27 protein-coding genes are annotated in these 25629 nt (G+C 67.3%); 11 read left to right on the forward strand and 16 right to left on the reverse strand.

Going from position 1 to position 25629, the window contains the following annotated elements:
• Positions 1-270 precede the first annotated feature (270 nt).
• Positions 271-1470 carry an MFS transporter gene (locus tag NKH51_RS11380; protein ID WP_254761798.1) on the forward strand — a complete coding sequence of 400 codons (1200 nt, stop codon included), beginning with the start codon at positions 271-273 and terminating at the stop codon, positions 1468-1470.
• A gap of 42 nt (positions 1471-1512) precedes the next feature.
• On the opposite strand, the gene NKH51_RS11385 is transcribed toward NKH51_RS11380, so the two are convergent.
• Positions 1513-1887, reverse strand: a complete 375-nt coding sequence (locus NKH51_RS11385; protein ID WP_254761799.1) for a VOC family protein — start codon at positions 1885-1887, stop codon at positions 1513-1515.
• Between the two features lie 171 nt (positions 1888-2058).
• Here NKH51_RS11385 and NKH51_RS11390 point away from each other — a divergent pair, with 171 nt between their 5' ends.
• Positions 2059-2250, forward strand: a complete 192-nt coding sequence (locus NKH51_RS11390; RefSeq protein WP_254761800.1) for a hypothetical protein — start codon at positions 2059-2061, stop codon at positions 2248-2250.
• Between the two features lie 58 nt (positions 2251-2308).
• Here the strand turns inward: NKH51_RS11390 and NKH51_RS11395 are convergent, their stop codons facing one another.
• Together NKH51_RS11395 and NKH51_RS11400 are read right to left on the reverse strand one after the other, a co-directional pair.
• Positions 2309-2956: a helix-turn-helix domain-containing protein gene (locus NKH51_RS11395; RefSeq protein ID WP_254761801.1), complete on the reverse strand. Its 648-nt coding sequence runs from the start codon at positions 2954-2956 to the stop codon at positions 2309-2311.
• A 145-nt stretch (positions 2957-3101) separates the two neighbouring features.
• Positions 3102-3464: a cell division protein SepF gene (locus NKH51_RS11400; protein ID WP_254761802.1), complete on the reverse strand. Its 363-nt coding sequence runs from the start codon at positions 3462-3464 to the stop codon at positions 3102-3104.
• Positions 3465-3597: 133 nt separating this feature from the next.
• Here NKH51_RS11400 and NKH51_RS18825 point away from each other — a divergent pair, with 133 nt between their 5' ends.
• Positions 3598-3723, forward strand: a complete 126-nt coding sequence (locus NKH51_RS18825) for a hypothetical protein (RefSeq protein WP_256527530.1) — start codon at positions 3598-3600, stop codon at positions 3721-3723.
• Positions 3724-3865: 142 nt separating this feature from the next.
• On the opposite strand, the gene NKH51_RS11410 is transcribed toward NKH51_RS18825, so the two are convergent.
• Both NKH51_RS11410 and NKH51_RS11415 read right to left on the reverse strand, forming a co-directional pair.
• Positions 3866-4315 carry a CBS domain-containing protein gene (locus tag NKH51_RS11410; protein WP_254761803.1) on the reverse strand — a complete coding sequence of 150 codons (450 nt, stop codon included), beginning with the start codon at positions 4313-4315 and terminating at the stop codon, positions 3866-3868.
• Positions 4316-4538: 223 nt separating this feature from the next.
• Positions 4539-5018: an RNA-binding protein gene (locus NKH51_RS11415; RefSeq protein ID WP_254761804.1), complete on the reverse strand. Its 480-nt coding sequence runs from the start codon at positions 5016-5018 to the stop codon at positions 4539-4541.
• A 157-nt stretch (positions 5019-5175) separates the two neighbouring features.
• Here NKH51_RS11415 and NKH51_RS11420 point away from each other — a divergent pair, with 157 nt between their 5' ends.
• Complete coding sequence (locus NKH51_RS11420) at positions 5176-6594, forward strand: metallophosphoesterase (RefSeq protein ID WP_254761805.1); 1419 nt, start codon at positions 5176-5178, stop codon at positions 6592-6594.
• 125 nt (positions 6595-6719) lie between these two features.
• The gene (locus tag NKH51_RS11425; protein WP_254761806.1) at positions 6720-7013 is read left to right on the forward strand and encodes a DUF7562 family protein; all 294 of its coding nucleotides are present in this window, start codon (positions 6720-6722) and stop codon (positions 7011-7013) included.
• A 54-nt stretch (positions 7014-7067) separates the two neighbouring features.
• Here the strand turns inward: NKH51_RS11425 and NKH51_RS11430 are convergent, their stop codons facing one another.
• A complete protein-coding gene (locus tag NKH51_RS11430; RefSeq protein WP_254761807.1) occupies positions 7068-7718 on the reverse strand; it encodes a helix-turn-helix domain-containing protein in 651 nt (216 codons plus the stop codon).
• An 86-nt stretch (positions 7719-7804) separates the two neighbouring features.
• Here NKH51_RS11430 and NKH51_RS11435 point away from each other — a divergent pair, with 86 nt between their 5' ends.
• Both NKH51_RS11435 and NKH51_RS11440 read left to right on the forward strand, forming a co-directional pair.
• Complete coding sequence (locus tag NKH51_RS11435) at positions 7805-8743, forward strand: alpha/beta fold hydrolase (RefSeq protein WP_254761808.1); 939 nt, start codon at positions 7805-7807, stop codon at positions 8741-8743.
• An 84-nt stretch (positions 8744-8827) separates the two neighbouring features.
• The gene (locus NKH51_RS11440) at positions 8828-10126 is read left to right on the forward strand and encodes an RNB domain-containing ribonuclease (RefSeq protein ID WP_254761809.1); all 1299 of its coding nucleotides are present in this window, start codon (positions 8828-8830) and stop codon (positions 10124-10126) included.
• Positions 10127-10428: 302 nt separating this feature from the next.
• Here NKH51_RS11440 and NKH51_RS11445 read toward each other — a convergent pair whose 3' ends face one another.
• From NKH51_RS11445 to kdgK1, 5 genes are all read right to left on the reverse strand, one after another.
• The gene (locus NKH51_RS11445) at positions 10429-11211 is read right to left on the reverse strand and encodes an alpha/beta fold hydrolase (RefSeq protein ID WP_254761810.1); all 783 of its coding nucleotides are present in this window, start codon (positions 11209-11211) and stop codon (positions 10429-10431) included.
• Between the two features lie 79 nt (positions 11212-11290).
• Positions 11291-11845, reverse strand: a complete 555-nt coding sequence (locus NKH51_RS11450) for a GNAT family N-acetyltransferase (protein ID WP_254761811.1) — start codon at positions 11843-11845, stop codon at positions 11291-11293.
• Positions 11846-12105: 260 nt separating this feature from the next.
• Positions 12106-12444: a DMT family transporter gene (locus NKH51_RS11455; protein WP_254761812.1), complete on the reverse strand. Its 339-nt coding sequence runs from the start codon at positions 12442-12444 to the stop codon at positions 12106-12108.
• Positions 12445-12615: 171 nt separating this feature from the next.
• Entirely contained in the window at positions 12616-13908 is a 1293-nt protein-coding gene (locus tag NKH51_RS11460; protein ID WP_254761813.1) for a PGF-CTERM sorting domain-containing protein, read from the reverse strand.
• Between the two features lie 141 nt (positions 13909-14049).
• Positions 14050-15003 carry a bifunctional 2-dehydro-3-deoxygluconokinase/2-dehydro-3-deoxygalactonokinase gene (gene kdgK1, locus NKH51_RS11465; protein ID WP_254761814.1) on the reverse strand — a complete coding sequence of 318 codons (954 nt, stop codon included), beginning with the start codon at positions 15001-15003 and terminating at the stop codon, positions 14050-14052.
• Between the two features lie 514 nt (positions 15004-15517).
• On the opposite strand from kdgK1, the gene NKH51_RS11470 reads away from it, so the two are divergent.
• On the forward strand, positions 15518-15766 hold the full coding sequence (locus NKH51_RS11470; protein WP_254761815.1) for a hypothetical protein: 249 nt from the start codon (positions 15518-15520) through the stop codon (positions 15764-15766).
• A gap of 16 nt (positions 15767-15782) precedes the next feature.
• Here the strand turns inward: NKH51_RS11470 and rtcA are convergent, their stop codons facing one another.
• Both rtcA and NKH51_RS11480 read right to left on the reverse strand, forming a co-directional pair.
• Positions 15783-16853 (reverse strand): RNA 3'-terminal phosphate cyclase, encoded by a 1071-nt coding sequence (gene rtcA / locus NKH51_RS11475; RefSeq protein WP_254761816.1) that lies wholly within the window; start codon positions 16851-16853, stop codon positions 15783-15785.
• Positions 16854-16930: 77 nt separating this feature from the next.
• On the reverse strand, positions 16931-17215 hold the full coding sequence (locus NKH51_RS11480; protein ID WP_254761817.1) for a hypothetical protein: 285 nt from the start codon (positions 17213-17215) through the stop codon (positions 16931-16933).
• 140 nt (positions 17216-17355) lie between these two features.
• Between NKH51_RS11480 and NKH51_RS11485 the strand changes: the two genes are divergently transcribed.
• Positions 17356-18684 carry an MFS transporter gene (locus NKH51_RS11485; protein ID WP_254761818.1) on the forward strand — a complete coding sequence of 443 codons (1329 nt, stop codon included), beginning with the start codon at positions 17356-17358 and terminating at the stop codon, positions 18682-18684.
• 44 nt (positions 18685-18728) lie between these two features.
• Here the strand turns inward: NKH51_RS11485 and mutL are convergent, their stop codons facing one another.
• Both mutL and NKH51_RS11495 read right to left on the reverse strand, forming a co-directional pair.
• Entirely contained in the window at positions 18729-20903 is a 2175-nt protein-coding gene (gene mutL, locus NKH51_RS11490) for a DNA mismatch repair endonuclease MutL (RefSeq protein WP_254761819.1), read from the reverse strand.
• A gap of 126 nt (positions 20904-21029) precedes the next feature.
• Positions 21030-21830, reverse strand: a complete 801-nt coding sequence (locus tag NKH51_RS11495) for an SDR family NAD(P)-dependent oxidoreductase (protein WP_254761820.1) — start codon at positions 21828-21830, stop codon at positions 21030-21032.
• Positions 21831-22294: 464 nt separating this feature from the next.
• Between NKH51_RS11495 and NKH51_RS11500 the strand changes: the two genes are divergently transcribed.
• Positions 22295-22489 (forward strand): hypothetical protein, encoded by a 195-nt coding sequence (locus NKH51_RS11500; protein WP_254761821.1) that lies wholly within the window; start codon positions 22295-22297, stop codon positions 22487-22489.
• A 117-nt stretch (positions 22490-22606) separates the two neighbouring features.
• A complete protein-coding gene (locus tag NKH51_RS11505) occupies positions 22607-22807 on the forward strand; it encodes a DUF7534 family protein (RefSeq protein ID WP_254761822.1) in 201 nt (66 codons plus the stop codon).
• A gap of 47 nt (positions 22808-22854) precedes the next feature.
• On the opposite strand, the gene mutS is transcribed toward NKH51_RS11505, so the two are convergent.
• Positions 22855-25572, reverse strand: coding sequence for a DNA mismatch repair protein MutS (gene mutS / locus NKH51_RS11510; protein ID WP_254761823.1), 2718 nt, complete (start codon positions 25570-25572; stop codon positions 22855-22857).
• Positions 25573-25629 lie beyond the last annotated feature (57 nt).

A 25629-nucleotide genomic window follows, 5' to 3' on the forward strand; every position in this document is an offset into this window, starting at 1 on the left:
GCTCCACTTTCAATCACCGATATAAAAAACTATTGTTATCCTCGAAAATGTCCGTGTAGTTTTCTTACTGACATTTGGTCGAATCCCGTGATAGTCATTACTGGATAATATCTTGTGAAACCGCCCCTAGCCGGCTAATTTGGACATATATTGGAACAACCCCAGACGTGAATGATTATAAAAATAGTATGATAGTTGGGGAAGAATTCGCGTCGGAGAAAAGCAATAACGGTACTCTTTTTTAAGGAGTTTTCCAAGAACCACCGTCGAATGAACCGGTCGTACTGGCGGACAGTCCTGCTCGTCACGACGTGGCAGATCTCGGCGAGTATCTGTTACTACACGGTCTTCGCCGCGACGCCGTTCTTCCGGGACGCGTTCGGCCTCTCCCGGTTTCAGGTCGGCATCGTGGTCACGACACTCACCCTGGGCTACGCCGTCTTCCTGTTGCCGCTGGGCGCGCTGACCGATCGATTCGGCGAACGATCGGCGCTGACGCTGGGTCTCGTCGGGTTGGCCGGCGGCGTCGTTCTCGTCGCGGGCGCGCCGACGTACCCGGTGTTACTCGCGGCGGTGTTCGTCCTCGGCTCGACCTACGGGACCGCGATGCCCGGGACGAATAAAGCGATCTTCGACGCCATCGAGCCGGGCCGCCAGAACCTCGCGATGGGGATCAAGCAGGTCGGCGTCACCGGCGGCAGCGGCATCAGCGCGCTGTTGATCACCGGCCTCGCGGGCGCGCTGTTCTGGCAGGCCGGCTTCCTCGTCGCCGCGGCTCTCGGCGCGGTCGTCGCCGTCGCCTTCGCGTGGACCTACTCGAGCGCCGGTGGCGGAGGCGACGGCGGGTATCCCGACTTCGGCGCGCTGCGCGCGAACCGGCCGTACGTGGTGTTGCTGACCGCCGGCTTCTTCCTCGGCGCGGCGCTGTTCACGACGACCGGCTACACGGTCCTCTACGTCGACGAGGCGATCGGTGCGTCCGTCGCCGTCGGCGGCGTCGTCCTCGCGCTGGTCCAGTTGTTCGGTAGCGTCGGCCGCGTGCTGGCGGGCTGGCTGAGCGACGTGCTGCCCGGGAAACCGCGCGTCAGGATCGGGCTGTTGCTCGTCGTCCAGTCACTGGGCAGCGCCGTCATGTTCGTCGTCGTCGCGTCGACGGCGAGCACACGCGCCGCCGCGATCGCGTTCGCCGTTCTCGGCTTCTTCGTGCTCGGCTATACCGGCGTCTACTACTCCGCCATGGCGACCCTCGTCCGAGCCGACGAGATGGGCGGTGCCACCGCCGGCGGCCAGCTCGCGCTCACCTGCGGCGCACTGGTCGCCCCGCCTTCGTTCGGCTATCTGGCGGACACCGTCGGCTACCGGACCGCCTGGCTCTTCCTCGCCGGCATCGCGGTGGTCGCGGCCGTCCTCGTCGTGCAGGTCATCCGGACGCAACCGGCCGTCACGGAACCCGCCGCGACCGACGCGTAGCAGCGGGCGTCGAGTTCGTCGGCCCTCGACTCACGGCTCGCGTCAGTCGAGTGCTTCGACCAGCTCGACCTCGTAGCCGTCGGGGTCTTCGACGAAGGCGACGCGAACGCCGATCTCGTCCATCGTCGTCGGCTCCATCTCGACCGGCGGCTCCGCGCGCTCGAGCAGTCGCTCAAACGTCTCGTCGGTGCTGTCGACGCCGACCGCGACGTGAGCCATCGACCCCGAGTCGATTTCCGGATTGTCGTCGGGGTCGTGTTTGAACTGGAACTCGGCGTTTTCGCCGCCGATGTAGACGTTCTCGACGCCGTCGTCGCCCGTGAACGACCAGTTCTCCGTCAGTCCGAGCGCGTCGACGTAGAAATTCCGCGTCTGCTCGATGTCCGATACCCACAGCGCCGTGTGAATGACGTCCATGTCCGCGGGAAAGATGCCGCCGGTGAAAGCGTTACTGGGATGGGATTCGTTCCGTCCGGAGTGTAGCCATCCCACGGCCGGCGGTACCGGCTTCCCAGCGCCGTGTCCCTCCCTGCTCTCCATCCCACGTCAGGACGGATCATGAGTAGCGGTGCTCGAGAAGGGGACTATATGGGCACCAGCTGGGGTATCCTACTGGCGGCGGTACTACTCGTTACTGGCTTCCTCGCCGCGCTGGAGTTGGCCGCCCGGTATCGGGAACTGGGGTTCGACTCGCCCGGTCCGCTGCTCGTGTTGTTGTCGTCGACCCTGGGGGTAACCGTTCTCTATCAGGCCCGCCGGCTCGAGAAGCGCGACGATTAGACGGTCATCAGCGGCGGGTACGCTACGGTCGCAACCGAGGACGCCGCCTCCGATCGGCTCACTTCTCGAGGATCGCGTCCATGAGCTTCGTCTGGGCCGCCGCGAGGTGCTCGGTGAACGTCGAGCGAGCGACACCGAGTTCCTCGGCCACGTCGGTCGCGTTCGCGCCCTTGGGGTAGTCGAAGTAGCCCATTTCGTGGGCCGTCCCGACGATCTCTCGCTGGCGCGCCGTGAGTTCGTCACGGTCGACGACGACCGGATCGGCGGAGATATCCTCGTGGTCCTGGGAGAGTTCCTCGACCAGAACGCCGTCGAAGTACGCCCGGAGCTCGTCGACGATTTCGGCGACCGCCGCGAGCTCGAGCGTGCGAAACGAGACCAGCAACGCGCCGTCCTGTGCGCGAACCGACGAGACTGGCGTCCCCGTCGTCTCGACGATCTCGCAGGCGCAGTCGGCAGCCTCGTCGCGTTCGAACCGGTATATCGCTTCCCGATCATTGGACTGGACCGGCGTGATGTCGACCTCGGCACCGCCGTCGACCGCGGCGTCCGCGGCGACGCCGAACTCCTCGACGACCGTTCCGTCCGCGGTCACTTGCGACGACCGGGAGACGGAATCGACCGGCTCCTCGGCGTGGGCCGAGACGTCGGCGACCGGGCAGCCGTCCGGATCTCGGATGACGACCGTTGCACGAAAACCCGTCATATGCGCTAGTCCGGTCACGGACGCCATAACCGGACCCGGCAATTCCCGCGCGGTGGAAATTCTTGCCGCGAGTCGAACGACGCTCGAGCGGAGAAGCAGACGACGGTCACGAGCGCGACCCGATCGCGAACGGCGGCGATCGGCGTCAGCGTTTCTGGCCGAGTTTCTCGCGGCTGATCCGGATGCCGGTCGGCGTGATGATCATCTGGTCGTCGCCCTTGCGGACGATGTCGCCGTCGACCTCCTGAGCGACTTGCCGGAGTTCGTCGACGATGTGCTCGACGGTGCTGTCCTCGGTTCGCAGGCGCGTGATATCCGCGATGACAATATCGCCGTCGTAGACGGCGTCTTTGATGTCGATCGCGTCGGCCTTGCCGTTTACTTCCGCGATGTGGACCTGCATCGTCGCCGCTGCCGACTCCGTCGAGACGTCCTCGAGGTTCAGTTCGGCGTAATCCTCGACGGTTCGCGACTGACTGCCGCCGAGAATTTTGCTCATGAGTCCCATTGGCGGTATCCACCGCCGCCGCCAGTATAGTTCTTACGTCAGACACACTCCCCGCGGCAGAACCGTCACGGTCGGTGACGAGCGACCGACGGACTCCCCGAGAGCCGCGGGTGCACCGACGAGTCGGTGTCGGTTGCCGTCCCTGCCGATCCCTCGCTCCGACGTGCTCGAGGCGGCCGCCGAGACCTACGAGGCGAGCGCGATCCACGACGTGGTGGAGCCGTCGGCCGTGACCGAGACGCCGATCGCGGATCTCTGAGACACGTACGATCTCGCGGTGCGGGGCTATCGAGACACGCTTGCGCAGTACGAGGGGGCGTTCGAAGCGGGCTCGCTGGACGAGGCCGGCACGGAGTCGGGCTAGGGCGGGGACGGAGACCGCTCTACGAGCACGGCCGCGATCAGTCGTCCGCGGTGATCTCCCGACCGTCGACCGACTCGAGTGACATCGGCTCGTCCGCCCACTCTATCTCGAGGCGGTGTCGCGGGAGGTACGGAGCGAGCGTCGCCGCCGACAGCAGCCCGCGGTAGACGCCGTTGCCGATGACGGGAAGCTGTTTGACGCCGGCGGTTCGCATCGTTTCGGCGGCCTCGGCCAACGTCGCGGCCGGCGCGACCGTGGTCACCGGCGACGACATGATCTCGCCCACGACCGGCCGGTCGTCGGTTTCGGCGACCAGCGCGACGATATCCGACTCGGTAACGATGCCGACGACGGACTCGTCCTCGAGCACGGGGAGCGCGGGCACGTCGGTTCGGCGGAGGTACTGAGCGGCTTCGGTGACGGGCGTTTTCGTGGTAACCGTCCGCGGCGAGCGGACCTCAACGGCGTCGACTGTCGTTTCAATCATTGCTATGCCGTGCTACCACGAACCAATATATAGGCTCCATGGACATACGACCCATAAGACCTAGTATTGCTAGCACAGTTTGTCCCTCCACTCTCGATCGTGGCCATATCCTTCTCGAGTTCGAAGAGTTAGCCCGACATTCGGGCAGAAATAGAGTCGAGAGTGGCGATACGATCTTCGTCGGCGACACGGGACTCGCGCGGCTGACCGCGCCCGTCGGCGACTACCCCGTGAACTCGTAGAGTTCGTCGCCGACGTGGTGCAGCGAGTCGACGACCTTCCCCTCGTTGCCGGCCATGTCCGCGCCCTCGACGCGGGCGCGGCCGACGGCGAGCACCTTTCCGTGGGACTCCTCGGCAATTACGACTAAATCGTCCGGCGAGATGTCGTCGGTCGCCTCCGTGATGCCGGGGCGCATCACGTCTGCCCCGTCGCTCACGAAGGAGATCGCGCCAGCGTCGACGGTGACGAGCCGCTTTTCCGGTTCGTAGGCGTTGGCCCCGCGCACGGTGAGAAACGGCTCCTCGTCGAAGTACGCGACCTGGGGTTCGCCGTCGATGAGGACGACCTCCCAGTCGGTGTCCTCGAACTCGACGCGCTCGTAGGCGTCGCCGTCGGGCGAGACGCCGAGGTGGTCCTCGAGCGCCGTCTCGAGGTCGGAGACGGCGTCACTGCGGAGATGGTGTCGCGATTTGACCTGCATACTCGCGCTACCGCCCGGACGCATTTAATAGGTTAGATTCGCCGCGGGTTGCGGATCGACGAGTCGTACCGCCGTGGTCTGACTCGGGGAGACAACCGCAGTCGATCCGGGGAAACCACTATCCCGTCGGGGCTGGTAGGACGACGGACTCGGTCCGATGGCCAGCGAGTACGTCTTCATCAGCGACCTCCACATGGGCGGCGACGAACAGCTGACGGCGCTGGATTTCGAGGACGAACTCTGTGACTTCCTCGCGGAACTCGCAGAGCGCGGCGGCGACGTCGAGTTGATCATCAACGGCGACGCGTTCGGGCTGTGGGAGTACGCCGAAGTGACGGGACCGGCGAAGCTCGAGCGGGTGATCGACGACCATTCACGCGTGTTCGAGCAGCTTCGCGCGACCGGTGCCGAGATCGACGTAACCCTCATTCCGGGCAACCACGACTACGATCTCGCCTGTTACGACGCCCACGTCGATCGCCTCGCGGCGTTCAACGTCTCGCTCGAGCAGGAGATCGCGATCACCCGCGAGGTCGGCGACGCCCGGATCTGGATCGAGCACGGCCAGCAACACGACGCGAACAACCGGCTGCCAGACTGGGGGAACCCCGACGCGCTCCCGGTCGGCTACTTCATCGTCCAGCGAATCGTTGCCGCGGCCGGCCGCTACTCCGGCCAGGCGAGAGGCGACTGGCTGCGCGACATTCAGTCCGTCGCCCCGATGGAGGAGATCCCGCGCTGGCTCCTCTCGAACTACTTCTATCGGGAGATGAGTCCCTACCTGCGTGCGGTCGTCATCCCGCTGTTGCTCTTTTTTAACTTCACGCTCGTCTACCTGTTTGGCACCGTCCTCGAGACGGTCGGGATCCTCCCCCCACAGTTTTTCACCGACAATCCGATCGTCAACGCGCTCGGCGTCGGCGCGTACGTCCTCGAACTCATCGTCGCGATCAACGCGGTGATCATCGTCATCCTACTGTTGCTCGCGATTCCGCTGTGGTTTTTCAGACGCGATCTCGAGCGAACCCTCGAGCGTTTCGGCGTCGTGCTCTCGGGCGTTCGCGTCGGCCAGGGTGACGAACCCTTCCTGAACGCGGCCAGAGAGGTCTTCGAGGCACACTCCGATGTCGCCGTCTTCGTCTACGGACACACCCACCGCGCGTCGGTCGCCGAGTGGGGCGATCGGGTCGTCGTCAACACGGGCACCTGGCTGAAGAAATTGCAGCACGTCGAGACGTGGTTCTCGCGGCTGCCGGGCGTGTACTACCCCTCGTTTCGACTGAACTACGTTCGGATATTCGCCGACGGCGATCGGATCGTCGTCGAGTACGAGGAGATCGACACCGAGCGGTCGGTCGACCTCACGCGCTTTCAGCGACTCGTCGCGCGCCGGCCACCGGAGCCGGACCCGATTCCAACGCGGACGGTGATCGATCCGGACGGGTCGCTCGAGCTCCCCGCCTCGGAGTCGGATCTCGATGCCGACCTCGAGCGGCGAGTCGCTGCCGGCAGCACCGACGCCGCGGACTCGAGCGCGGGAGAACGTGCGGACGACGAGCGCGACCGCACTCGGTGAGTCGCTCCGATGGACGCCGAGCGGCCCCGTTCGTTCGGAGGTGGTGGATCGGGCGGGTGACCTCCGTGCCAGCACGCTCACGACGTGTGCCAATCGCTAAGTAGTCCCACGCCCATGGGGCGTGTATGTGGTTCTCCCGGAACCGCACGGAGATGGTGACCTGCCTCGCCTGTGGCGCCGAGCGCCCGCGCGACGAGGCCCGCGAGTACGACAAGTACGGCGACCGCTGGGACCGCGCTGACAAGACGTTCGAACACCTCTGTAAGTCCTGCCACCGCGAGCTCTGTCACCACCCGCGCGACGAACTCGAGGCGCTGCTCGTCGATCTCGAGGCCGGCGAGCGAAGCCGAGACGCGTTTCTCGCGAGCTATCTCGCGGCGGTCGAAGAACGGTACGGCACGCTCGAGGAGGAGTACTGACGAGCAAACCGGTAGCCTCGAACCGACCCGCCGACGACCGACCGGCCTCTGGCTTCAATCGCCGCCACCGTCGATCATCGACGTGACCAGCGCCGACTCCGCGTTCCGCAGCAACTCGCCGGCCGTGCTACTGGCACAGCCGAGTTCGTCGGCGACCGCGGCGACACCGCCGGTGCGGGGCACCTCGTAGTAGCCGACGGCGACGGCAGTCTCGAGGGCCTCCCGCTGGCGGTCGGTCACCGTCGCCGGCGGCAAGCGGCGTTCGAAATCGCCGACCCGCTCGATGGTGCCATCGGCCAGGCGCGTCAGGCCGTCGTAGAACTCAGTCAACGCGTCTGCCCGGCCGACGGCCTCGAACCGCACCGTTCCGTCGTCGCGAAACGTGATCGGCGGCAGGAAGACGACCCTCGAGTCCGAGACGAGCGCCAGAATCGATTCCTCGAACTCGTAGGCTATCTGATGGACGAACACGTACGTCCCGTCGTCGCCCACGACGAAATCGGCGGTCTCGACGCTGTCGACGGCGGTCAGCACCTCGGCGGCGGCCGCTCGCCCGGCGTCGAACCAGAGCAGCGTCGTCACGGTCCCCATCGGTCCCCACATCAGTAGTTCGGCGGAGGACACGCCGTCTACCGTTGCGAGCCGGCGATGCAGGGGATGCGTCATCGTATCCGGGTACGTAACGCCGAACGTCACCTGCTTCATCGTCCGGCGGTTTCTCGTATCTGCACTTAAAGAACCGCACTCATCCGGGAAAACGCCCTCCGTAGAGCGGGACCAATCACGGACCGATGGCACGCACGCGCTTCGATCGATCGGACCACCGATCGTCGCTCGAGGAGGACGCGGCGGAGACGGGTTCAGCGAAAACGGATTCGGTGTCGACCGTGACGGTCGGCGACCGAGGGAAGGTCACGTACGCGACGTACGGCGACCCCGACGGAGCGCCGGTCGTCGTCCTCCACGGCACCCCCGGGTCGCTCGTCTTCGGACAGTTGTTCGACGACTGCGCGCGGGAATACGGCGTCCGGGTCCTCGCGCCGGAGCGACCCGGATACGGACGGACGCCGCCGTGGCCCGACCGAGAGCTGACCGATACCGGCCCGATCATCGCCGCGGTGCTCGCGGACGCCGAGGTCGAGCGCGCCGGCCTGATCGGTTTCTCCGGCGGCGGGCCACACGCGCTCGCGACCGCCGCGACGCACGGTGACCTCGTCGAGTCGATCGATATCGTCTCCGGCGCGCCGCCGTGGTCGCAGCTCCCCGAGAAACCCGCGGCCCAGCGGCTACTCGGCGTTCTCGCGACGAAGACACCGTCGCTCCTGAAAGGACTGCTTCGGGGACAGACGTGGGCCGCCGGCCGGTTGCCGCCGTCGTTCGTTCTCGCACAGTATACGACGGCGGCGGAGCGAGCCGAGATTCCGAGGGGCGCGGCGGCCCGCGTTCGGCGCGACTTCTGCGAGGCGCTCGCGACTCACCGGGAGGGGTTCGCCGCTGAAACCCGCCTGTTCACGGCGCCGTGGGAGTTCTCCCTCGCCGCGGTCGACCGACCGATCCGGCTCTGGCACGGCGATAGCGACGGGAACGCTCCGCTCGAGGGCGTTCGGCGACTCGCCGAGGACCTGCCGAACGGCGAGTTACGGGTGCTCGAGGGCGCGGGCCACCTGACCACGCTGCTTCGAAGCAGGGAGAGAGTACTCCGCGACCACGGGTGCTCGGACGACGAATAACCGACCTCGTCCGGCGGTGAGCGGGCCGGGCTTCCTCGTCCCCGTCCCGACACGACTTTCACCCTTACGTCCGTAGGCGGTGCCATGAGCGACGACGCACAGGCCGATGCCGGTACGGCCGAAGGGCAGGGTCCCGTCGAAATCTCGGAGGACCTCGCGCGCCACCTCGAGAACAAGCGCGACGAGCTGTTCGAGAAGCTCGAGATTCGCGACGAGTTTCCGCCGGAGGTCCTCGAGGAAGCGGAGGCGCGGACGGAGGACGTTCAGTCGGAGATCACCGACGAGATCGACGAGCGGAAAGACCTGCGCGACCTGACGACGTGGACGACGGACCCGATCGACGCCCAGGACTTCGACGACGCGCTCTCGATCGAGGAGCGCGACGACGAGTACGTCCTCTGGGTCCACATCGCCGACGTGACCCACTACGTCAACCCCGAAACGGCGATGTGGGACGAGGCTGTCGAGCGGGGCAACACGGTCTACCTGCCCGGCTACACCATTCACATGCTGCCGCCGGTGCTGGCCGAGACGGTCTGCTCGCTGGTCCCCAACGAGGAGCGACTCGCCCACACCGTCGAGATGCACCTCGACAAGGAGCATCTGAGCTACGAAAACATCGAGATCTACAAATCCGTCATCGAGTCCGACGAGCGCCTGACCTACTCGCAGGCCGAGAACCGACTCGAGGACCCCGACGCCGACCTCCACGAGGAGAACACACTGGTCTACGAGGTGGCAAACCGCATGCACGAACAGCGCAAGGAAGACGGCTCACTCGTCTTGAACCCGGCCCGCGACCGCGCCCACACCATCATCGAGGAGTGCATGCTGAAGGCCAACAAGGCCGTCACGCACGAACTGATGTGGAACCGCGGCGTCGAGGCCATGTACCGGGTCCACCCACAGCCCAGCCCCGACGAGTGGTCCGAGGCCCTTCAGGAGATTCAGGATCTCGACGGCGTCTCGATCCCCGGCAGCACGTGGGACGACCCCCGCAAAGCGGTCAACGCGACGCTCGAGGAGGCGCCGGGCCGCCAACTCGACAAGATCCAGTGGGCCGTGATGAAGGTGATGCCTCGAGCGCGGTACATGAACGACCCGTTCGGCGGCCACCACGCGCTGAACTTCGAGATCTACGGCCACTTCACCAGCCCCATCCGCCGCCTCTCCGACCTGATCAACCACTGGATCGTCTACCAGAACGACGTGCCCGAGAACCTCGTCGAACTCTGCGATCGCGCCAGCGACAAGCAAAAAGACGCCGAGCAGTGCGAGCGCGAGTACAAGACCTTCCTGCAGGAGGTCGGCCTCGATCCGATGGCGGTCAACAACCGCGGGATCGAAGTCGTCGACGAGGAAGAAGCAGAGAAGACGCTATAGCGGCCGATCGTCGTCCGATTTTCTCTCCTCCTCGATCCCACCACGTGCGGGGGCGCACGCTGGATCACGGTGACCGTGGCGGGAACCGTGATCCGAAGCCGTGCGAGGTCTTCGTGAATCCTGCGAACGAAGGCTTGGAAGGCGCGACGCGTCTTCCAGTGGATGAGTGAGTGACCAACGGGAACGAACGAATCGGTTGGGGAGGACGTGGTGATTCCTTGTTGCCAGTAGAAGACAGAATCTCGAGCCGTCAGCCACCACTTCACAATCGAACCGTCAGCCACCGCTGCACGAACGAGACGCTACAACCCCTCACGCTCGAGGAAGTCCAACACCGCGTCGGTAAACCGATCGTCCGGCACCGTGGTCAGGTGGTCTTCACCCTCGATAACGACGGCCTCGCCGTTCGGAAAGCCGTCCGCGAGCGGTTCGGGGTCGCCCGTGATGTCGTCGTGTTCGCCGGCGACGATCACCACCGGATGTTCGACCTGCGCGATCTCGTCCCAGTCGGCGGGCGCCGTTCGCGTCCGGGCGCAGGCCGCGAGCGCCTCGAGGTCGTTGTCCGTCGTCTCCGCGAAGAGCCGGAACCGCTTGCCAAGCGGGTCCGTTACGTCCTCGGAGTCGTCGGCCAGCAGCCCGTCGGCGATCCGGTCGCCGGCGTCGCTCGGTTCGATGGTCGCCGCGCCGATCCCGGCCAGTACGCCGGCGTTGAACCGCTCGGGGTGACGGTACAGGGCTTCGGTGCCGATCCGGCCGCCCATCGAGTAGCCGAAGAAGTCGGCCCGGTCGATCTCGAGGTGGTCCAGCAGGCGGACCACGTCCGCCGCCATGATGTCCGTTTCGTAGGCCGCCGGGTCGTGCGGTTTCTCGCTCTCGCCGTGGCCCCGGCAGTCGAGTGCGATCACCCGCCGACCGGCCTCGAGCAGCGTGTCGTCCCAGTCGCGGTCGCGCCAGTTCTCCTGCCGGCTCGAGGCGAAGCCGTGGACGAGGACGACCGGCGGGGCGGAGCCGTCGCCGTCTTCGGGAGTGAGATCGTCGTACGCGAGCTGCACGCCGGCGGCATTAAATGTGGCACCCGTTGGCATGAACGGGAGATGCGTGCGACGATACCTAACAGTTCGGCTTCCGGTATCTCGAGAGGCGTTCGGCGACGGCGTCGTTCGCTCACTCGTCTACAGCCGGGAGCGACTTCTCGTAGACGTGCTCCTCGAGGCCGGACCCCAGATCGGAATCGCGCGTTTTGAGGCGCTCGAAGCCGCGAGATTCGTAGAAGGAGATGCCGACCGCGTTGCTCGCGAGGACGGCCAGCCGGAGGCGGTCGAACGCCCGCGAGAGCAGGGTCTCGAGGTGCTCGAGCAGCGCGGTCCCGACGCCCTCGCGCCAGCGATCGGGGCGGACGTACAGCCGCGCGAGAAACGCCACCGACGCGTCCTCCGGCCAGGGAACGGCGTGGGCGAAGCCCTCGAGGGCGGGCTCGAGGTCGGTCCCGGTCGCGGCGTCCGCAGTGGCCGACTCGGCGACGAGAAAAACGGCGTTCTCGCGGCCGTTCGTGCCCGTGATCGCCGACTCAAGGTCGCCGATCGCGTACCAATCGGAGACCACGTCGTCGACCCTCTCGGCGCCGAGAACGTCGTCGTAGGCGCCGTGCCAGCTCTCGCGGGCGACCTCGTGGATCTCCCAGCAGTCGTCGACCGTCGCACGCCGGACGGTTCGCGTCACGACGAGGCGTACCAGCGCGGCCGCCAAAAAGCAGTGCCCGACAGCTACCGGATCGGTACGGTCAGGGTCCGATGAATCGCCGCGATCGCCCGTCATCGCCCCAGTGGCGCGACGACTCGAGATCGTTTTGATGAGTTTGCCACTACTATTATGGCCGCAAGCGCCGAACGAATCGGTGGCGGGCAGACGGGCCGTTCTCGAGGGAGCGGCCTCACCACAATCCCGCCTGCCTCTCCCTTCCGCTTTCTCGTAGGGGTCTGTTAGTGCGCGGGTGCGTACGTGTCCGAAAAGACGTTGAGGCAGACGACACCGCCGACGATGAGCGCGATGCCGACGAACCCGGCAATGTCGACCGATTCGTCGAATAACACGACGCCGATGAGGGCGGCGGCGATGATCCCCAGCGCGGACCAGGTCGCGTACACGAATCCGATCGGAAACTCCTGCAGCGAGAGGCTGAGAAGATAAAAGGAGCCGATATACCCCGCGACGACGATGGCGGTGGGAACGGGGTTGGTAAAGCCGTCCGAGAATTTGAGCGCCGTCGTCCCGGTCACTTCCGCCGCTATCGCGATCGCCAGGTAGAGGTACGCTCGCATGCGGCGATATCGTTGGACGGTTACTATGAACGGTTCGCTTCGATCGACGGATCAGTGCTCGCAGTCAAGCAGCGGAACGGGCGATGTGGAGCGATCGGGCACGGCGAGAGCGTCAGCGGCGTCGAAAACAGGGCGAAGACGGAAACAGAGGGGGTAGCGAGTCGGTCGCGGCTAGCGCTCGAGTCGCGTGCGCAGTGCGGCCATCGAGATCGCGATCACGGCGACGCCGGCGCCGAAGCCGGGAGTGCTGTCGCCGCTGGCGCCGCTCGAGTCGCCACCGGAACCGCCACTCGAGCCGTCAGCGGAGTCGTCCGAACCACTGCCGTTGCCGTCGATCGTCGCGGTCCGCGTCGAGAAGTGGTTGACCGCGATATAGACGGTCGCCTGCCCCTCCGCCTGAGCGTCCTGAACGACCATGTATCGTGATTGATCGCCCCCGATCGCGCTCTCGAGTTCGCTCTTCGAGGACGCCTCCACGGCGGCCTCGCCGTCGATGCGCACCGAGATGTCCTCGAGGTTGCCGACGGCCTCCTCGGAGACGGTCGTCATCACGACCGTCCCCTCGTGGACGGCGCGATCGATGGTCACGTTGACCCGGTTGTTCGCGGACTGGCTCACGTTCGCGGAGGTCTCCTGCCCGTAGGTGACGGCGTCGGTCACGAGTTCGCCGTCGCGCTGTTCGGCGGTCACGTCGACGGCCGCCGACCCCTCGGCGATCAGCGACTCCTCGTATTGGGCCCGCTCGTCTCGCTCGCCGTCGGCGTAGGAGCGGAACGCCAGCGTCGCGTTCGCGCCGAGATCGGCCGTCACGTTGCCGTCGGCGACGCCGACCTCGCCGTCGCCAACCACGAGGAAGACGCCCTGCCGGTCGCCGGTCTCGACTCGGACGCGCTCGCCCTCCTCGCTGGCCTCCGCTTCGGCCGCGAGATCGGCTTCGACGTACTGGGCCTCGTCGCCGCTCTCGACGACCAGCGTCCCGCGTTGCGTGTCGTGAGCCGAGAGCGTCGCACCGCTCTCGGCCCGAATCTGCGCGCTGGCCTGCGTCTGGCTCGCCACCGACAGTCCCGCGCCGTTCAGGTTCGTCGCCGCCTCGAGCCCGAGGCTGCCGTCGAGGCCGCCGCTGGAACTCGAGTCAGCCTCGCGCTGGGACTGGACGGCGACGGACGCGAAAGTCCGTTCGCCGCCGACGCGGTAATCGGTGATCGCGTCGCCCTCGACGTCGAAGGCGACGTTCGCGCCGGCGTAGGCCGAGCCGTCGGCGTCGGACTGCGTCGCGAGCGTCGTCTCGGTCTCGGTGCTGGCGTCAGCGGTGGTCTCGAGACCGGTCCCGCTATCGACCTCGGCGTCGGCCTCGATGGTCGTACGCGATTCCTCCGCGGTCGTCGCAGCTGCACCGGCCGCGGCCATCGTCACGGTGCTCGTGGCCACGAGCAGTGCAACCAGTAGCGCAGCGCCTCGATTCATTGCAAGCCGTGACTTTCGTCGTGACCGTAAAACCCGTTCTGACAAATCCGTCCAAACGTCGCGGGGCCGCCGGCCGCCCGCGCTCTACGGCCGACGCTACTCGGCCGCGGTCGACCGGTACCGGCCGACCCGCCCGTCGCGCTACCGCGAGATGTCCTCGCCGCTCTCTTTGACGACGGTCTCGACCTCTTGGGCGGTGACGAGCGCGACGTCGCCGGGGATCGTCCGTTTGAGCGACGCCGTCGCCGTAGCGTACTCGAGAGCGGCCGGCACGTCGTCGCCGTCGAGCCGGCGGGCGATGAACGCGCCGGTGAACGCGTCGCCGGTGCCGATCGGATCGACGGTATCGGTCTCGTAGGCCTCCTGATCGTGGACAACGCTGTCGTGCCAGCCGACCGCGCCGTCCGCGCCGCGGGTGACGACGACGGTCGTGAAGTCGTACTGGGAGCCGAGTTTGTGCGCGAGCTGGCGCGGGTCGCCCTCGAAGCCGAGGACGGTCCGCGCGTCGCGGGCGGCGATCACGAGGATGTCGATACCCGGAAACAGCCGAGTGAGCGTCTCTCGAGCCTCATCGGGCGACCAGAGCTTGCGCCGGTAGTTAAAGTCGAACGCCGTCGAGGTACCGCCTTTCCGGGCCGCCTTGAGCAGGTTCAGCGTCGTGTCCCGAAGCGTCGAGGAGAGCGCCGGCGTGATACCCGTCGTGAAGAAGACCTGCGCGTTCTGGATCCGCTCGAGGTCGAACTCGCGGGCCTCGGCCGTCGACACCGCGGTGTTCTCCCGATCGTAGATCACGTTCGTCCCGCGGGGCTTGCCGGCGTGCTCGAGGTAGTACGTTCCCTGACGGCCGCGGTGGCTCCAGACCACGTCCGTCTCGATGCCGTGACCCCGGAGTTCGCCGACGACGCGCCGGCCAAGCGCCGTCTCGGGGACCTTCGACAGCCAGGTCGCCGACGCGCCCAGTCGGCTCGCCGCGATGGCGACGTTGCTCTCCGCGCCCGCGGCGCGGACCTCGAACTCGCCGGCGTTCTCGAGGCGTTCGTTCCCCGGCGGCGACAGCCGGAGCATCGTCTCGCCGAAGGTGACGATGTCGCTCACGGCTCGACCCCCCGGATCGTGCGGCTGCGAACTGCGATGTGGCCCTCGGTCATACCCCACTCAACGAACGGCGTTGCTATAAGTTATGGCGGTCTGTCAACGCGGCATCACGCTCGAGCAGTGACGGAGAACCGCGTTTCGACTCTACCTACCAGCCGACAGCGGTGGCGTGCGCTGGCCGACGGTTCGCCGACGGCGAACCGTCTGTTCGACTTCGCGCGAGGTCTTCGCGAGTGAAATGAGCGAATGGCTCGGAAGACGCACCGCGTCTTCCGGTGGATGAGTGAGTGACCGACGGGAACGAGCGTTAGCGCGGGACCGAAGGTCCCGCGAACCATACGAACGGGGCAAAGCCCCGTGAGTAGAAATCGGTTGGGGAGGGTGTGGAAATCCCTCGTCGCCACGGTAGTGGGGCGCTCGCCGATCTTTTCTCATCAAGAACAAGAGGCGATCGAGGTCGCCGTTTCCGAGCCGACCCAAAGGCTATACCATAGCTTCGCTAACAGGTTCCCGAATGGTGTCGGCAGACGGATTAAAAACGTGGTTCGACTACCAACTGCTCTTCACGGGGATCGCGATCGCGTTCGTCGTCGTCATCGCCGTGTGGAGCCGACTCGTGGCGTACCTGGGGACGCTTCCGCTCGCAGACTCGAGCGTCGATTCCACTAACCCGACGGTCGCGCTCGCGGTCACGGGCGGCGGTATCCTCACGATTGTCCTGCTGGTCGTGCTGGCGGGACTGCTGAACCGAGACCGGAAGTAACCTCCGAACCCACGACCTAACGGCCCTCGTCCAGCGGCGACGCGACCGAGATCACCGCCGCCTCCTCCCGCTCGAGTCCCACATCCACCCCGAACTCCGCGAGCAACTCGCATCCGGCCTCGAGGTGGTCGGTCACGGCCGGCACCCGAACTCGGCCACCAGCAACGGCAAGGAAGACGAGCAACTGATCCGCCATGTGCCGGTCGACGGGCGCCACGCCCTCGAGAAAGCGATTCGCCGCGTCGGCGGCGTCCTCGCCGACGCGCTCGGCGGGCTTCCCGCGCTCGCCCAGGGCGGAAAATCCCGCAACGGCGGTCCCGTGATCGACGCGAAGTACCAGCGCGGAGCCCGGCGACGGGCTCTCGGCGGTCGTCACGCGGCGCTCGAGCACCTCGTCGGCTCCGAGAACCAGCCGCTCGAGCGCGCCTTCTGCCTGCCGGTGGGCCACGTCGCGGTCCGCCAGCGACTCCGATTCCGTCGAGTAGAGCCGGACGCCCTCGAGCGGGCCGCGCTCGAGAATATCGATCGGCTCGAGGCTCGAGGGCTCGAGTCGAAGCGTCGCCCGTCCCCCGCCGGCGGGGTAGAAGCCGCGGCGGTCGACCTCGCAGGCGGCCGCGAGGCCGTAGCGGCGACAGAGCGGCAGTTTCACGTGTCGAAAATAGTCCAGCGGCGGCGACCACGCCACGTCCGTCCCGCCGGTGGCCGTCACCGACAGCGGCGACTCGAGGACCGCCGACAGCGGCAGGAGGGCGTCGAACAGTAACATGGCGCTGCCGGCGGTCCCGATGTCGACGGCGTACTCGCCGCCCTCGAGCCTCGCATTCGCTGCACCTGAACCGGTGCCGCCGCCCTCGAGCCCCGGCTCGAATTCGATCGTCTCCGCGCCGAGTTCGGCCCCCGAACCGTCGGCGTCGCAGATCTCGGTCATCGTCTCGAGGACCGCCAGATGTTGATGGGCCAGGCCGGGCGTCGGCCGGTCGCCGCGGACGTTCTCGAGCCGGACCGGCTCGTTCCGGAGGACTGACAGCGCGAGCGCGGTGCGGAAGAACTGGCCGCCGGCGCTCGAGCCGTCGAGCGTTCTGGTCATGGAGGTCCGTTCGGGCTCGAGTCACCTACCGGTGGCGACAGTCGGGATCGCCGGCGCGGTCTCGAGTGCTCGGCCGCTCACCCGGCGAGCGCGCCGAACAGCGTCAGAACACCGGCGACCGTCGTGGCAGCCCCGAGAATCGGGAGGAACTCCCGCGTGATCCACCGGGTCTGTCCGCCACCGCGGGCGAACGTGTCGGTGTGCCACCACGCGAGCGCGAGCGCGCCCGCCTCGACGGCAGCGACGAGTTCGGCCCCGAGTACCACGAAGGGCGTCCCGACTAGCACGCCGCTGAGTGCGGTCAACATGCCACCGATGCTGATACCGGCCAGCCCAGCCGGCCCCCGACGTTGCGGTTGCATCGTCGGTCGGGGAGTACGACGATCCGGCTGAAAAGCGTACCGCGGAAACCCAGAGGATGCGTGCAGGTCGGCCGCCGTCAACCGGCGATCGGGTTCCGGTTGCTGAAGCTTTTCCCCGCTCCGCGGGGGAGGTGTTGCAGATGCGACTCTGGCGCGACCCGCTCCGACGGCGGTGGATTCTCTGGGCAACGATGGGCCTCGCCTTTCTGCTGGTCAACGCGAACCGGCTCTCGACGGCGGTCCTCGCGGAGGACCTCATGGCCGCGTTCGGCACGACGGGCGCACAACTGGGGACGCTCCACGCCTTCTTCTTCTGGGTGTACGCCGCCATGCAGATTCCGACCGGGATCCTGGCGGACCGGGTCGGCCCCCGTCGCACCGCGGCGGTCGGCGCGGCGGTGATGAGCGTCGGCACGATCGGCTTCGCGGCGGCGAACAGCTACCTTGCGGCGGTGCTGGCCCGCGGGCTCGTCGGCCTCGGCGGTAGCGTAATTTTCGTCTGTATCCTCCGCTTTTGTGCCACCTGGTTCCGCGCCGACGAGTTCGCGACGATGAGCGGCCTCACGTTCACCCTCTCGGGGATCGGCGGCGTCTTCGCGACGACCCCGCTCGCGATCGTCGTCGGGGCCGTCGGCTGGCGGACGGCGATCGGCTCGCTCGGCGCCGTCGGGTTCGTCGTCGCCGTCGCCGTGTTCGCGCTCGTGCGGGACACGCCCGCGAAGGCCGGCTTCGAGCCGATCGAGGGCGTCCCCGAACAGGAGACGCTCACCGGGGCAGAGCTTCGCTCCTCGCTGGCGGACGTGCTTCGGGACCCACTCGTCTGGCTCGTCGCGCTCATGCTCTTTTGCTCGAGCGGCGTCAACCTCACCCTGTTCGGGCTCTGGGGCGTGCCGTACGTCGTCCAGACCTACGACGTGACGGTGACGACGGCCTCGACGATCACCCTGCTCGGCGGGATCGGTATCATGATCGGGCCGCCGGCGATCGGCTGGCTCTCGGACCGCCTCGAGCGCCGGATGGAACTCCTAGTCGCCGGTGGCGGCTGTTTCGTCGCCTGTCTCGGGCTGATCGCGGTCACGGGGAAGCCGCCGCTGCCCGTCGTCGGCCTCGTCTTCTTCCTGGCCGGCTTCCTGCTGGGCGCGTTCCTGCTCGGCTATGCCGTCGTCAAGGACCGCCACCCAAGCAGCGCGAGCGGGATCTCGACCGGAACGGTCAACGCCGGGGCGTTCGTCGGGGCCGCGATCCTGCCGACGGTGATGGGCTGGGCGCTCGACGCCTACTGGACCGGCGAACTCGTCGGCGGCGTCCGCGTCTACACCCCGTTCGGCTACCGGATCGCGTTCGGTATCGCCACGGCCGCCGGCGCGGTCGCCTTCGGCTGTGCGCTCTGGCTCTACCGCCACGAACGCGCGACCCACTCGGAGGCAGACGCTCGAGACGCGAGCGCTGAGGGGCTGGGCGGCGAGTAACGGGTCAGCGCCGACGCGTTTCCTCGGCGGCCGCCGCGAGCCGATTACCCGCCGTGGCCGGGATAATCCCGCTCGAATCGATCCTCGATCTCCGCCTCGTCGAACTGCACGATCACCGGCCGGCCGTGCGGGCAGGCGTAGGGGTTCTCGCAGTCGTCTAAGGCCTCGAGCAATTCGACGACCGATCCCTCCGTCAGCGACGTGTTGCCGGTGATCGAGGGATAACAGGCCAGATCGCCGAGAAACTCGTCGGCCAGCGCGTCGACCGTCTCCGCGCCCGCCTCGCGGTCGCCCTCGAGGAACGAGGCGAGCACGTCCCGCAGCCGACCGGGCTCGAGCGTCTCCGCGAACACCGCGGGGACGGTCGTCACCGCGACCGTCCGGTCGTCGGTCCGATCGGCGTAGAATCCCAGTCGGGAGAGCGCCTCGCGGTAGTGTTCGAATGCCTCGGCCTCCGCGGCCGTCAACTCGAGGTCGACCGGTTCGGCGAGTGCCTGCGCGCTCGGATCGTCGGCGAACGCTCGCTGCAGCCGCTCGTAGTTGACGCGTTCGTCGGCGGCGTGCTGGTCGATCAAGACGAGTCCGTCGGGTGTCTCGCAGACGAGATAGGTGTCGTGCAACTGGCCCAGCACCCGCAGCGATGGCAGCGAGTCGAACGTGGTCTCCCCGCCCGTCGCTGCCTCGCCGGTCAGCGTCCGCTGTTCGGTCGCGGCGTCGAATTTGCGCTCGCGCTCTGGGCCGGCGTCGGAACTCGAGCCGCGGGCCGAGGGTGAACCCCGGTCGCGATCAGCGGTCGGCCCGCTCGAGCGGGAGCGGGTTTCCGTCGACCCCGTCACAGTACTCTCGTCCGCGTTCGACGCCGCCGTCTCCGTCGTCCGTTCGCTTCGCGGCGTCGCCGTCGGCCCGTCGTTCGGTGACGGCCGTGTCTCGTCGCCCGGCCGACTCGAGCCGACCCCCGCACTGGCGTGTGCGGTCTCGGAATCGCCATCCGGCGGCGCGTCGTTCGGCTCGGCCGCCGAGACGCTATCGCCGTCGGCCGACGACCCGGCGGTTTCGCTGCTCCCCTCGAGCGTCGTCGGCTCGTGGTCGGGCGTTTCGGCGTTGGCATCTCGCCCGTCACCGGGCTCGACCCGCGCTTCACCCGGCGCCGACCGCCCCCGCGGTGCCCGCGAGCGGAGCAGGCCGTGCTCGAGCAGCGCCGACTCGACGGCCGAATCGACCTGGCGGCGGACCGCGTCGTCGTCGTCGAACCGTACCTCGCGCTTTCTGGGATGGACGTTCACGTCGACGGCGTCGCCGGGCACCTCGAGGAAGAGCGTGACGAAGGGGTAGCGGTCGCCGCCGAGTTGCGTGCCGTAGGCGCCCATGATCCCCTCGCGGACGGCGTCGGCGGTGACGGCGCGACCGTTGACGTACGTCGCGAGGTAATCCCGGCTCGAGCGGTTGGTCTCCGGATGGGAAACGAGCCCCGAGACGGAGTCGAGCGGTCCCGGTGGGAGGTCGTCGCCGTCGGCCTCGACCGGGATCATGGCCGAAGCGACCTCGCGGCCGTAGACGGCCAGCAGGGCGGCCTGGAGGTCGCCCTGCCCGGTCGTCGAGAATACCTCGCGGCCGTCGTGGGTCAGCGAGACGGCCACGTCGGGGTTGGCCAGCGCGTAGCGCGTGACGACGCGGTTGACGTGGGCGAACTCCGTCGCCGTCGTCTTGAGGAACTTCCGGCGCGCGGGCGTGTTGTAGAAGAGATCCTCGACCTCGACGATCGTCCCCGTCGGACAGCCGGTCGGCTCGACGCTCGTCACGTCGCCGCCCTCGGAGACGAGTTCCGTCCCCGCGCCGTCGGCCTCGCGCGGTCGCGAGCGGATGGTCAGCCGCGACACCGAGCCGATCGTGTGCAGGGCCTCGCCCCGGAATCCCAGCGTGGCGACGCCCGATTCTAAGTCCTCGAGGCCGTCGATCTTGCTGGTCGTGTGCTCGCGGACGGCCGCGCGGAGATCGGCCTCGGTCATCCCGTGACCGTCGTCGGCGACCCGGATCAGGTCGGTGCCGCCCGCCTCGACGGCGACATCGACGCTCGAAGCGTCGGCGTCTACGCTGTTCTCGACCAGTTCCTTCACCGCGCTGGCGGGCCGCTCGACGACCTCGCCGGCGGCGATGCGGGCGACGGTGTCGTCGTCGAGCCGGTGGATCTCGGTCTCGGATGGGGTGCTCTCGTCGCTCATGGTGATGTGGCGTCGGCGACGGCGAGTTCCGACGCGCCTGTGTGACTGGATATCCCTACAGACGGCTGCTGGTTAGGTCTTGCGTCCCGATCGGCGAAAAACGAGAACGAGGCCGGTCTCGAGCGCTCAGTCCTCGAGACCGAGGTCCTGTGACGTCGAGTTGCCGGCCCGCGGGACGCCCTTCACGGTCACGGTCTCGCCGTTCATGAAGGAGGCGGCGGGACTCGAGAGGAACTGCGCCACGTCGGCGATGTCCTCCCCGTAGCCGATGCGGCGGTCGGCCTGCTCGCGGGGCGGCATGTCCTCGCTGTCGATGCCGAGCGTCTCGGCGACGCCGGGGGTCTGAATCAGCCCGGGCGCGATACAGTTGATGCGGATGCCGTATTCGGCCCACTCGGCGGCCAGCGTCTCAGTCAGGCGGATGATCGCGGCCTTCGACGCGCTGTAGTGGCTCTCGCCGGGCGCGGCGTGCTGGCCGTTGACCGAGGAGAGGTTGATGATGACGCCGCCGTCGCCCTCGCGCATGACCTCGCCGGCCAGTTGCGTGCAGTGGACCGTGCTATTGAGATTGAGGTCGACGATGGTCTTCCAGCCGTTCTCGGAGATGTCCTCGAAGGGCGCGACGAACTCCCCACCGGCGTTGTTGACGAGGATGTCGATATCGCCGAACTCGTCGACCGTCTCGTCGACTAAGTTCTGGACCTGCTCGCGCTCACGGACGTTACACTCGACCGCGAGCGCGTCGGCCGCGTCGTCGGCCTCGTTGATCCCCTCGGCGACCGGGCCGACGCGGTCCATCGACCGCGAGCAGATCGCCACGTTCGCGCCGCCGGCCGCGAGCGTCTCCGCGATCGCCTGGCCGATTCCCTGGCTCGCTCCGGTGACGATTGCGGTCTTCCCCGCAACGTCGAAGTCAGCTTCGTGCATCGTGCTACCGAGTGCCCTATCGGCTCAAAGTTCTATCGATGGACGACGGCACCGCCGTCTTTCGGTCACGCCCGTGTGAGTGGCGAAAACGTCCAGCGATTTACCGGCGTAGCCCGCGACTCGAGCGCGATCGATGAGCCCGGAAACCGTTCGATCGACCCGGAACCCGCCGGGGACGATCGTCCCGAATTTCCCCGTTCGAGGGGTTTTTGATCCGCGTTCGTTTGATAGCGTCTACTGCCGGACGCGTGACACGGGGAACGCAAAGCGGTATCTGCTCGCCGGGTTTCTGAGCAACGTCGTCGTCGTCGGTCGCGATATTGGGGCACCTCGAGCAGCGACGAACGGGAATCGACCGAGTCCGCGTTCACGTGCGTCGATCCGAGCGCGGGATTCGGTGAAAGGGCTAAGTCGAACCCGGTCTTGAGAGCCATCGACGGACGCGCAGACTGGTGTTCATCACGATGACTACCTACACTGTCGAGGTACCCGACGGGAACGAACGTGGCATGCGAATCGTATGCGACGAACACGGCGACGCCGAGGAGTTCCAGCCCGGCTATCGGACGGTCGCCTTCCACTGCGAGGGCTGTGGCGTCGAACTCGAGGTCACCCTCCACGACCTCCGCGAGTGGCGAGACCTCGGCGAGATGTGCTGACGGCGCGTCGATCGGACCGAGAGCGGCGGCGTTGCTGCCGAACGCGAGTGTCGCATCGACACTGTTCGCCAGAGACCAATAGTGAATGTTATAACTATTTTCGATGTGGAATCATTCATGGAGCTAGCGACAGGGTACCAGTTTCTGCGGACGTTTGGAATTCTCGCGATACTCGCAGTGGTGCTTTCGGGAATACTGTCCCCGCCCGACCCCATCACGCAACTGCTGTACCTTGGTCCGTTCTTGCTCGGTGCGTTGCTGCTGGCAGCGCTCCGAACGTACACGGACATCCTCGAGGCGATCGAACTCGGGCGCTAACTGGCGTCCGTTCGGCCGAACCGACAGTCGATAGCTACAGCAGGTGCTCACTCCTCGAGTCGCTCCTGTAGTTCCTGAACCTTCGAGACGAGTTCGATCGGCGGCGTCGCGTTCACGTCCATCGACTCGAGGTCCGCGAGGACGGCCTCCGTCTCGGGATCGAGCGCGGGGGCGTCGTCGGCCGCCGTCGGCCCGCCGTCGGTCGACGCGGCCTGCTCCTCGCCGCCCGTCTGCATCGTCCCGCTACCGAGGTCGAAGACCGCCTGCACTGGCTCGCTCGAGCCACCGCCTTTGGCCTCGATGGCCTTCTCTTCGCGCAACCGCTCGAGGACGTCCCTCGAGCGGTCGACGACGGGGTCGGGAACCCCCGCTAGGTCGGCGACGTGGATGCCGTAGGAGCGGTCGGTGGGGCCGTCCCGCACCGTTCGGAGGAAGGTCACGTCGCCGTCGCGTTCGTCCGCGGCGACGTGGACGTTGGCGACGCGAGGGAGCTTTTCCGCGAGGCCGGTGAGTTCGTGGTAGTGAGTCGCGAAGAGCGTCTTCGCTTTCACCTCGTTGTGCAGGTACTCCGTGGCGGCCCACGCGATGGAGATGCCGTCGTAGGTCGCGGTGCCCCGGCCCACCTCGTCTAAGATGACCAGCGACTCCTCGGTCGCGGCGTGCAGGATGTTCGAGAGCTCGCTCATCTCGACCATGAACGTCGACCGGCCCTGCGCGAGTTCGTCGAGCGCACCGACGCGGGTGAAGATGCCGTCGACCAGTCCGATCTCGGCCTCCTTTGCCGGGACGAAACTACCGATCTGGGCCAGCAAGACGATGCAGGCGACCTGTCGCATGTACGTCGATTTCCCGGACATGTTGGGCCCGGTGACGACGAGGAAGCCCCGATCCTCGTCTGCGCGCCCACTGGCGCGTTCCTGACCGGCGGCTTCGGTCGCCGGCCCCAGTCGCACGTCGTTGGGGACGAACTCCGTCGTCTGCTCGACGACCGGATGGCGACCCTGTTCGATCTCGAGGCGGTCGCCGCGATGCAACTCGGGTTGGACCCAGCGGTTCTCGGCCGCGTGGGTCGCGAGACTGGCGAGCGCGTCGACCGACGCCAGCGCCCGCCCCACGTCCTGTAGCAGTTCGGCCCGCGCGGCGACCTCTTCCCGGAGGTCGCTGAAGAGGTCGTACTCGAGGTCGCCGCGTCGCTCCTCGAGGCGAAGGATCTCGCGTTCTTTCTCCTCGAGTTCGTCGGTGGTAAAGCGCTTCGAGTTCTTCAGCGTCTTGATCTCCTCGTAGTGATCGGGGACGCCGTCGGCGGCCGACTTGCCGACCTGGATGTAGTAGCCGTCGGTCTTGTTCCGGTCGACGGTCACGTGGGAGAGGCCGTACTGGCCCTTCTCGCGGTCGGCCAGCGTCTCGAGCCACTCTCGAACCGCCTCGTGGCGCTCGATCACCTCGTCGAGGTCGTCGTCGTACCCGTACTGGAGGAGTTCGCCCTGGGTCACCGTCGACGGCGGATCGTCGGCGATCGCTTCAGCGAGCGTCTCACGCAGGTCGCGGGCGGCCTCCCGATCGGGCCGGTCGACGATCTCGGCGAGCGGCGAGTCCGCGAGGTCGGGGTTCGACGCGATCGCCTCGGCCAGCGCCGGGAGCACGGCCAGCGTCTCGTGCACCGCGACCAGGTCGCGGGCGTCCGCGCTGCCGTGGGTGGCCTTCGACGCGAGCCGCGCCAGATCGTAGGCCTCGCCGAGCGTCTCCTGGATCTCGTCGCGGGCCAGCGCCGCCGACGAGAGCGCGGCAACGCTCTCCTGGCGGCGTTCGAGGACCTCGAGCGAGCGTCTGGGGCGCTGGAGCCACTCCTTCAAGAGCCGGGCGCCGGCGCTGGTCTCGGTGTGGTCGATCGTCGCGAACAGCGAGCCGTCGCGCTCGCCCTGCATGGTCTCGGTCAGCTCGAGGTTGCGCTGGGTGGTCGCGTCCAGCGTGACGTGGTCGTCGCCGTGGTGGGCCTGAATGCGAGTCATCGAGGCCAGTACGCCCGCGCCGGTCTCCTCGACGTACGAGAGGACGGCGCCGGCGGCGGCGATCGCGGGTTGGGCGACCGACAGCCGGTCGACGGTCTCGGCTCCGAACTGGTCGCGCACCCGGTGGTCGGCCCGTTTGGGCGCGAACGCCTCCGTCTCGTGGAGCGTCAGCGTGGCGTCGCTGCGTTCGCGCACCCGGTTGAGAAGGTCGTCGTCTGTCCGCACGTCCGGTCCCGGCAGGATCTCGACCGGGTCGAACCGGTAGAGTTCCGTCAGCGCGTCGTCGGCGTCGTCGGCCGCCGCGACCAGAAAGCGACCGGTCGTCACGTCCGCGAAGGCCAGCCCGTACCCCGCGTCGGTCGACGAGCCGCCGGCGCTCGAGCCGTCGACGACCGCCGCGAGGTACTGGGCGTCGGCGTCGCTGGTCTCGAGCAAGGTGCCGGGGGTCACGACGCGGACGATCTCGCGGGCGTGGCCTGAGTCGGTCTCGTACTGGTCGGCGACGGCGACGCGGTAGCCCCGTTCGACGAGCGCCTTGAGATAGGGCGTCAGATCGTCGATCGGGACGCCGGCCATGGGGTACGACGAGCCGTGGGAGGACTTCTGTGAGACCTTGAGGTCGAGTTCCTCGCTGACGAGTTCGGCGTCCTCGCCGAAGAACTCGTAGAAGTCGCCACACTGCATCGCCAGTAGTTCCGCGTCGGTCCCCTCTTTCAGGGAGAAGAACTCACCGACGATCCCCGTCGCCTCGGTCATACTCGGGGAGTGTCCTTCCACCTCAAAAACCCTGCGGGATCCGCGGTGAAAGTGATC

The organism is Natrinema marinum (assembly GCF_024296685.1).
GTDB lineage: Archaea > Halobacteriota > Halobacteria > Halobacteriales > Natrialbaceae > Natrinema > Natrinema marinum.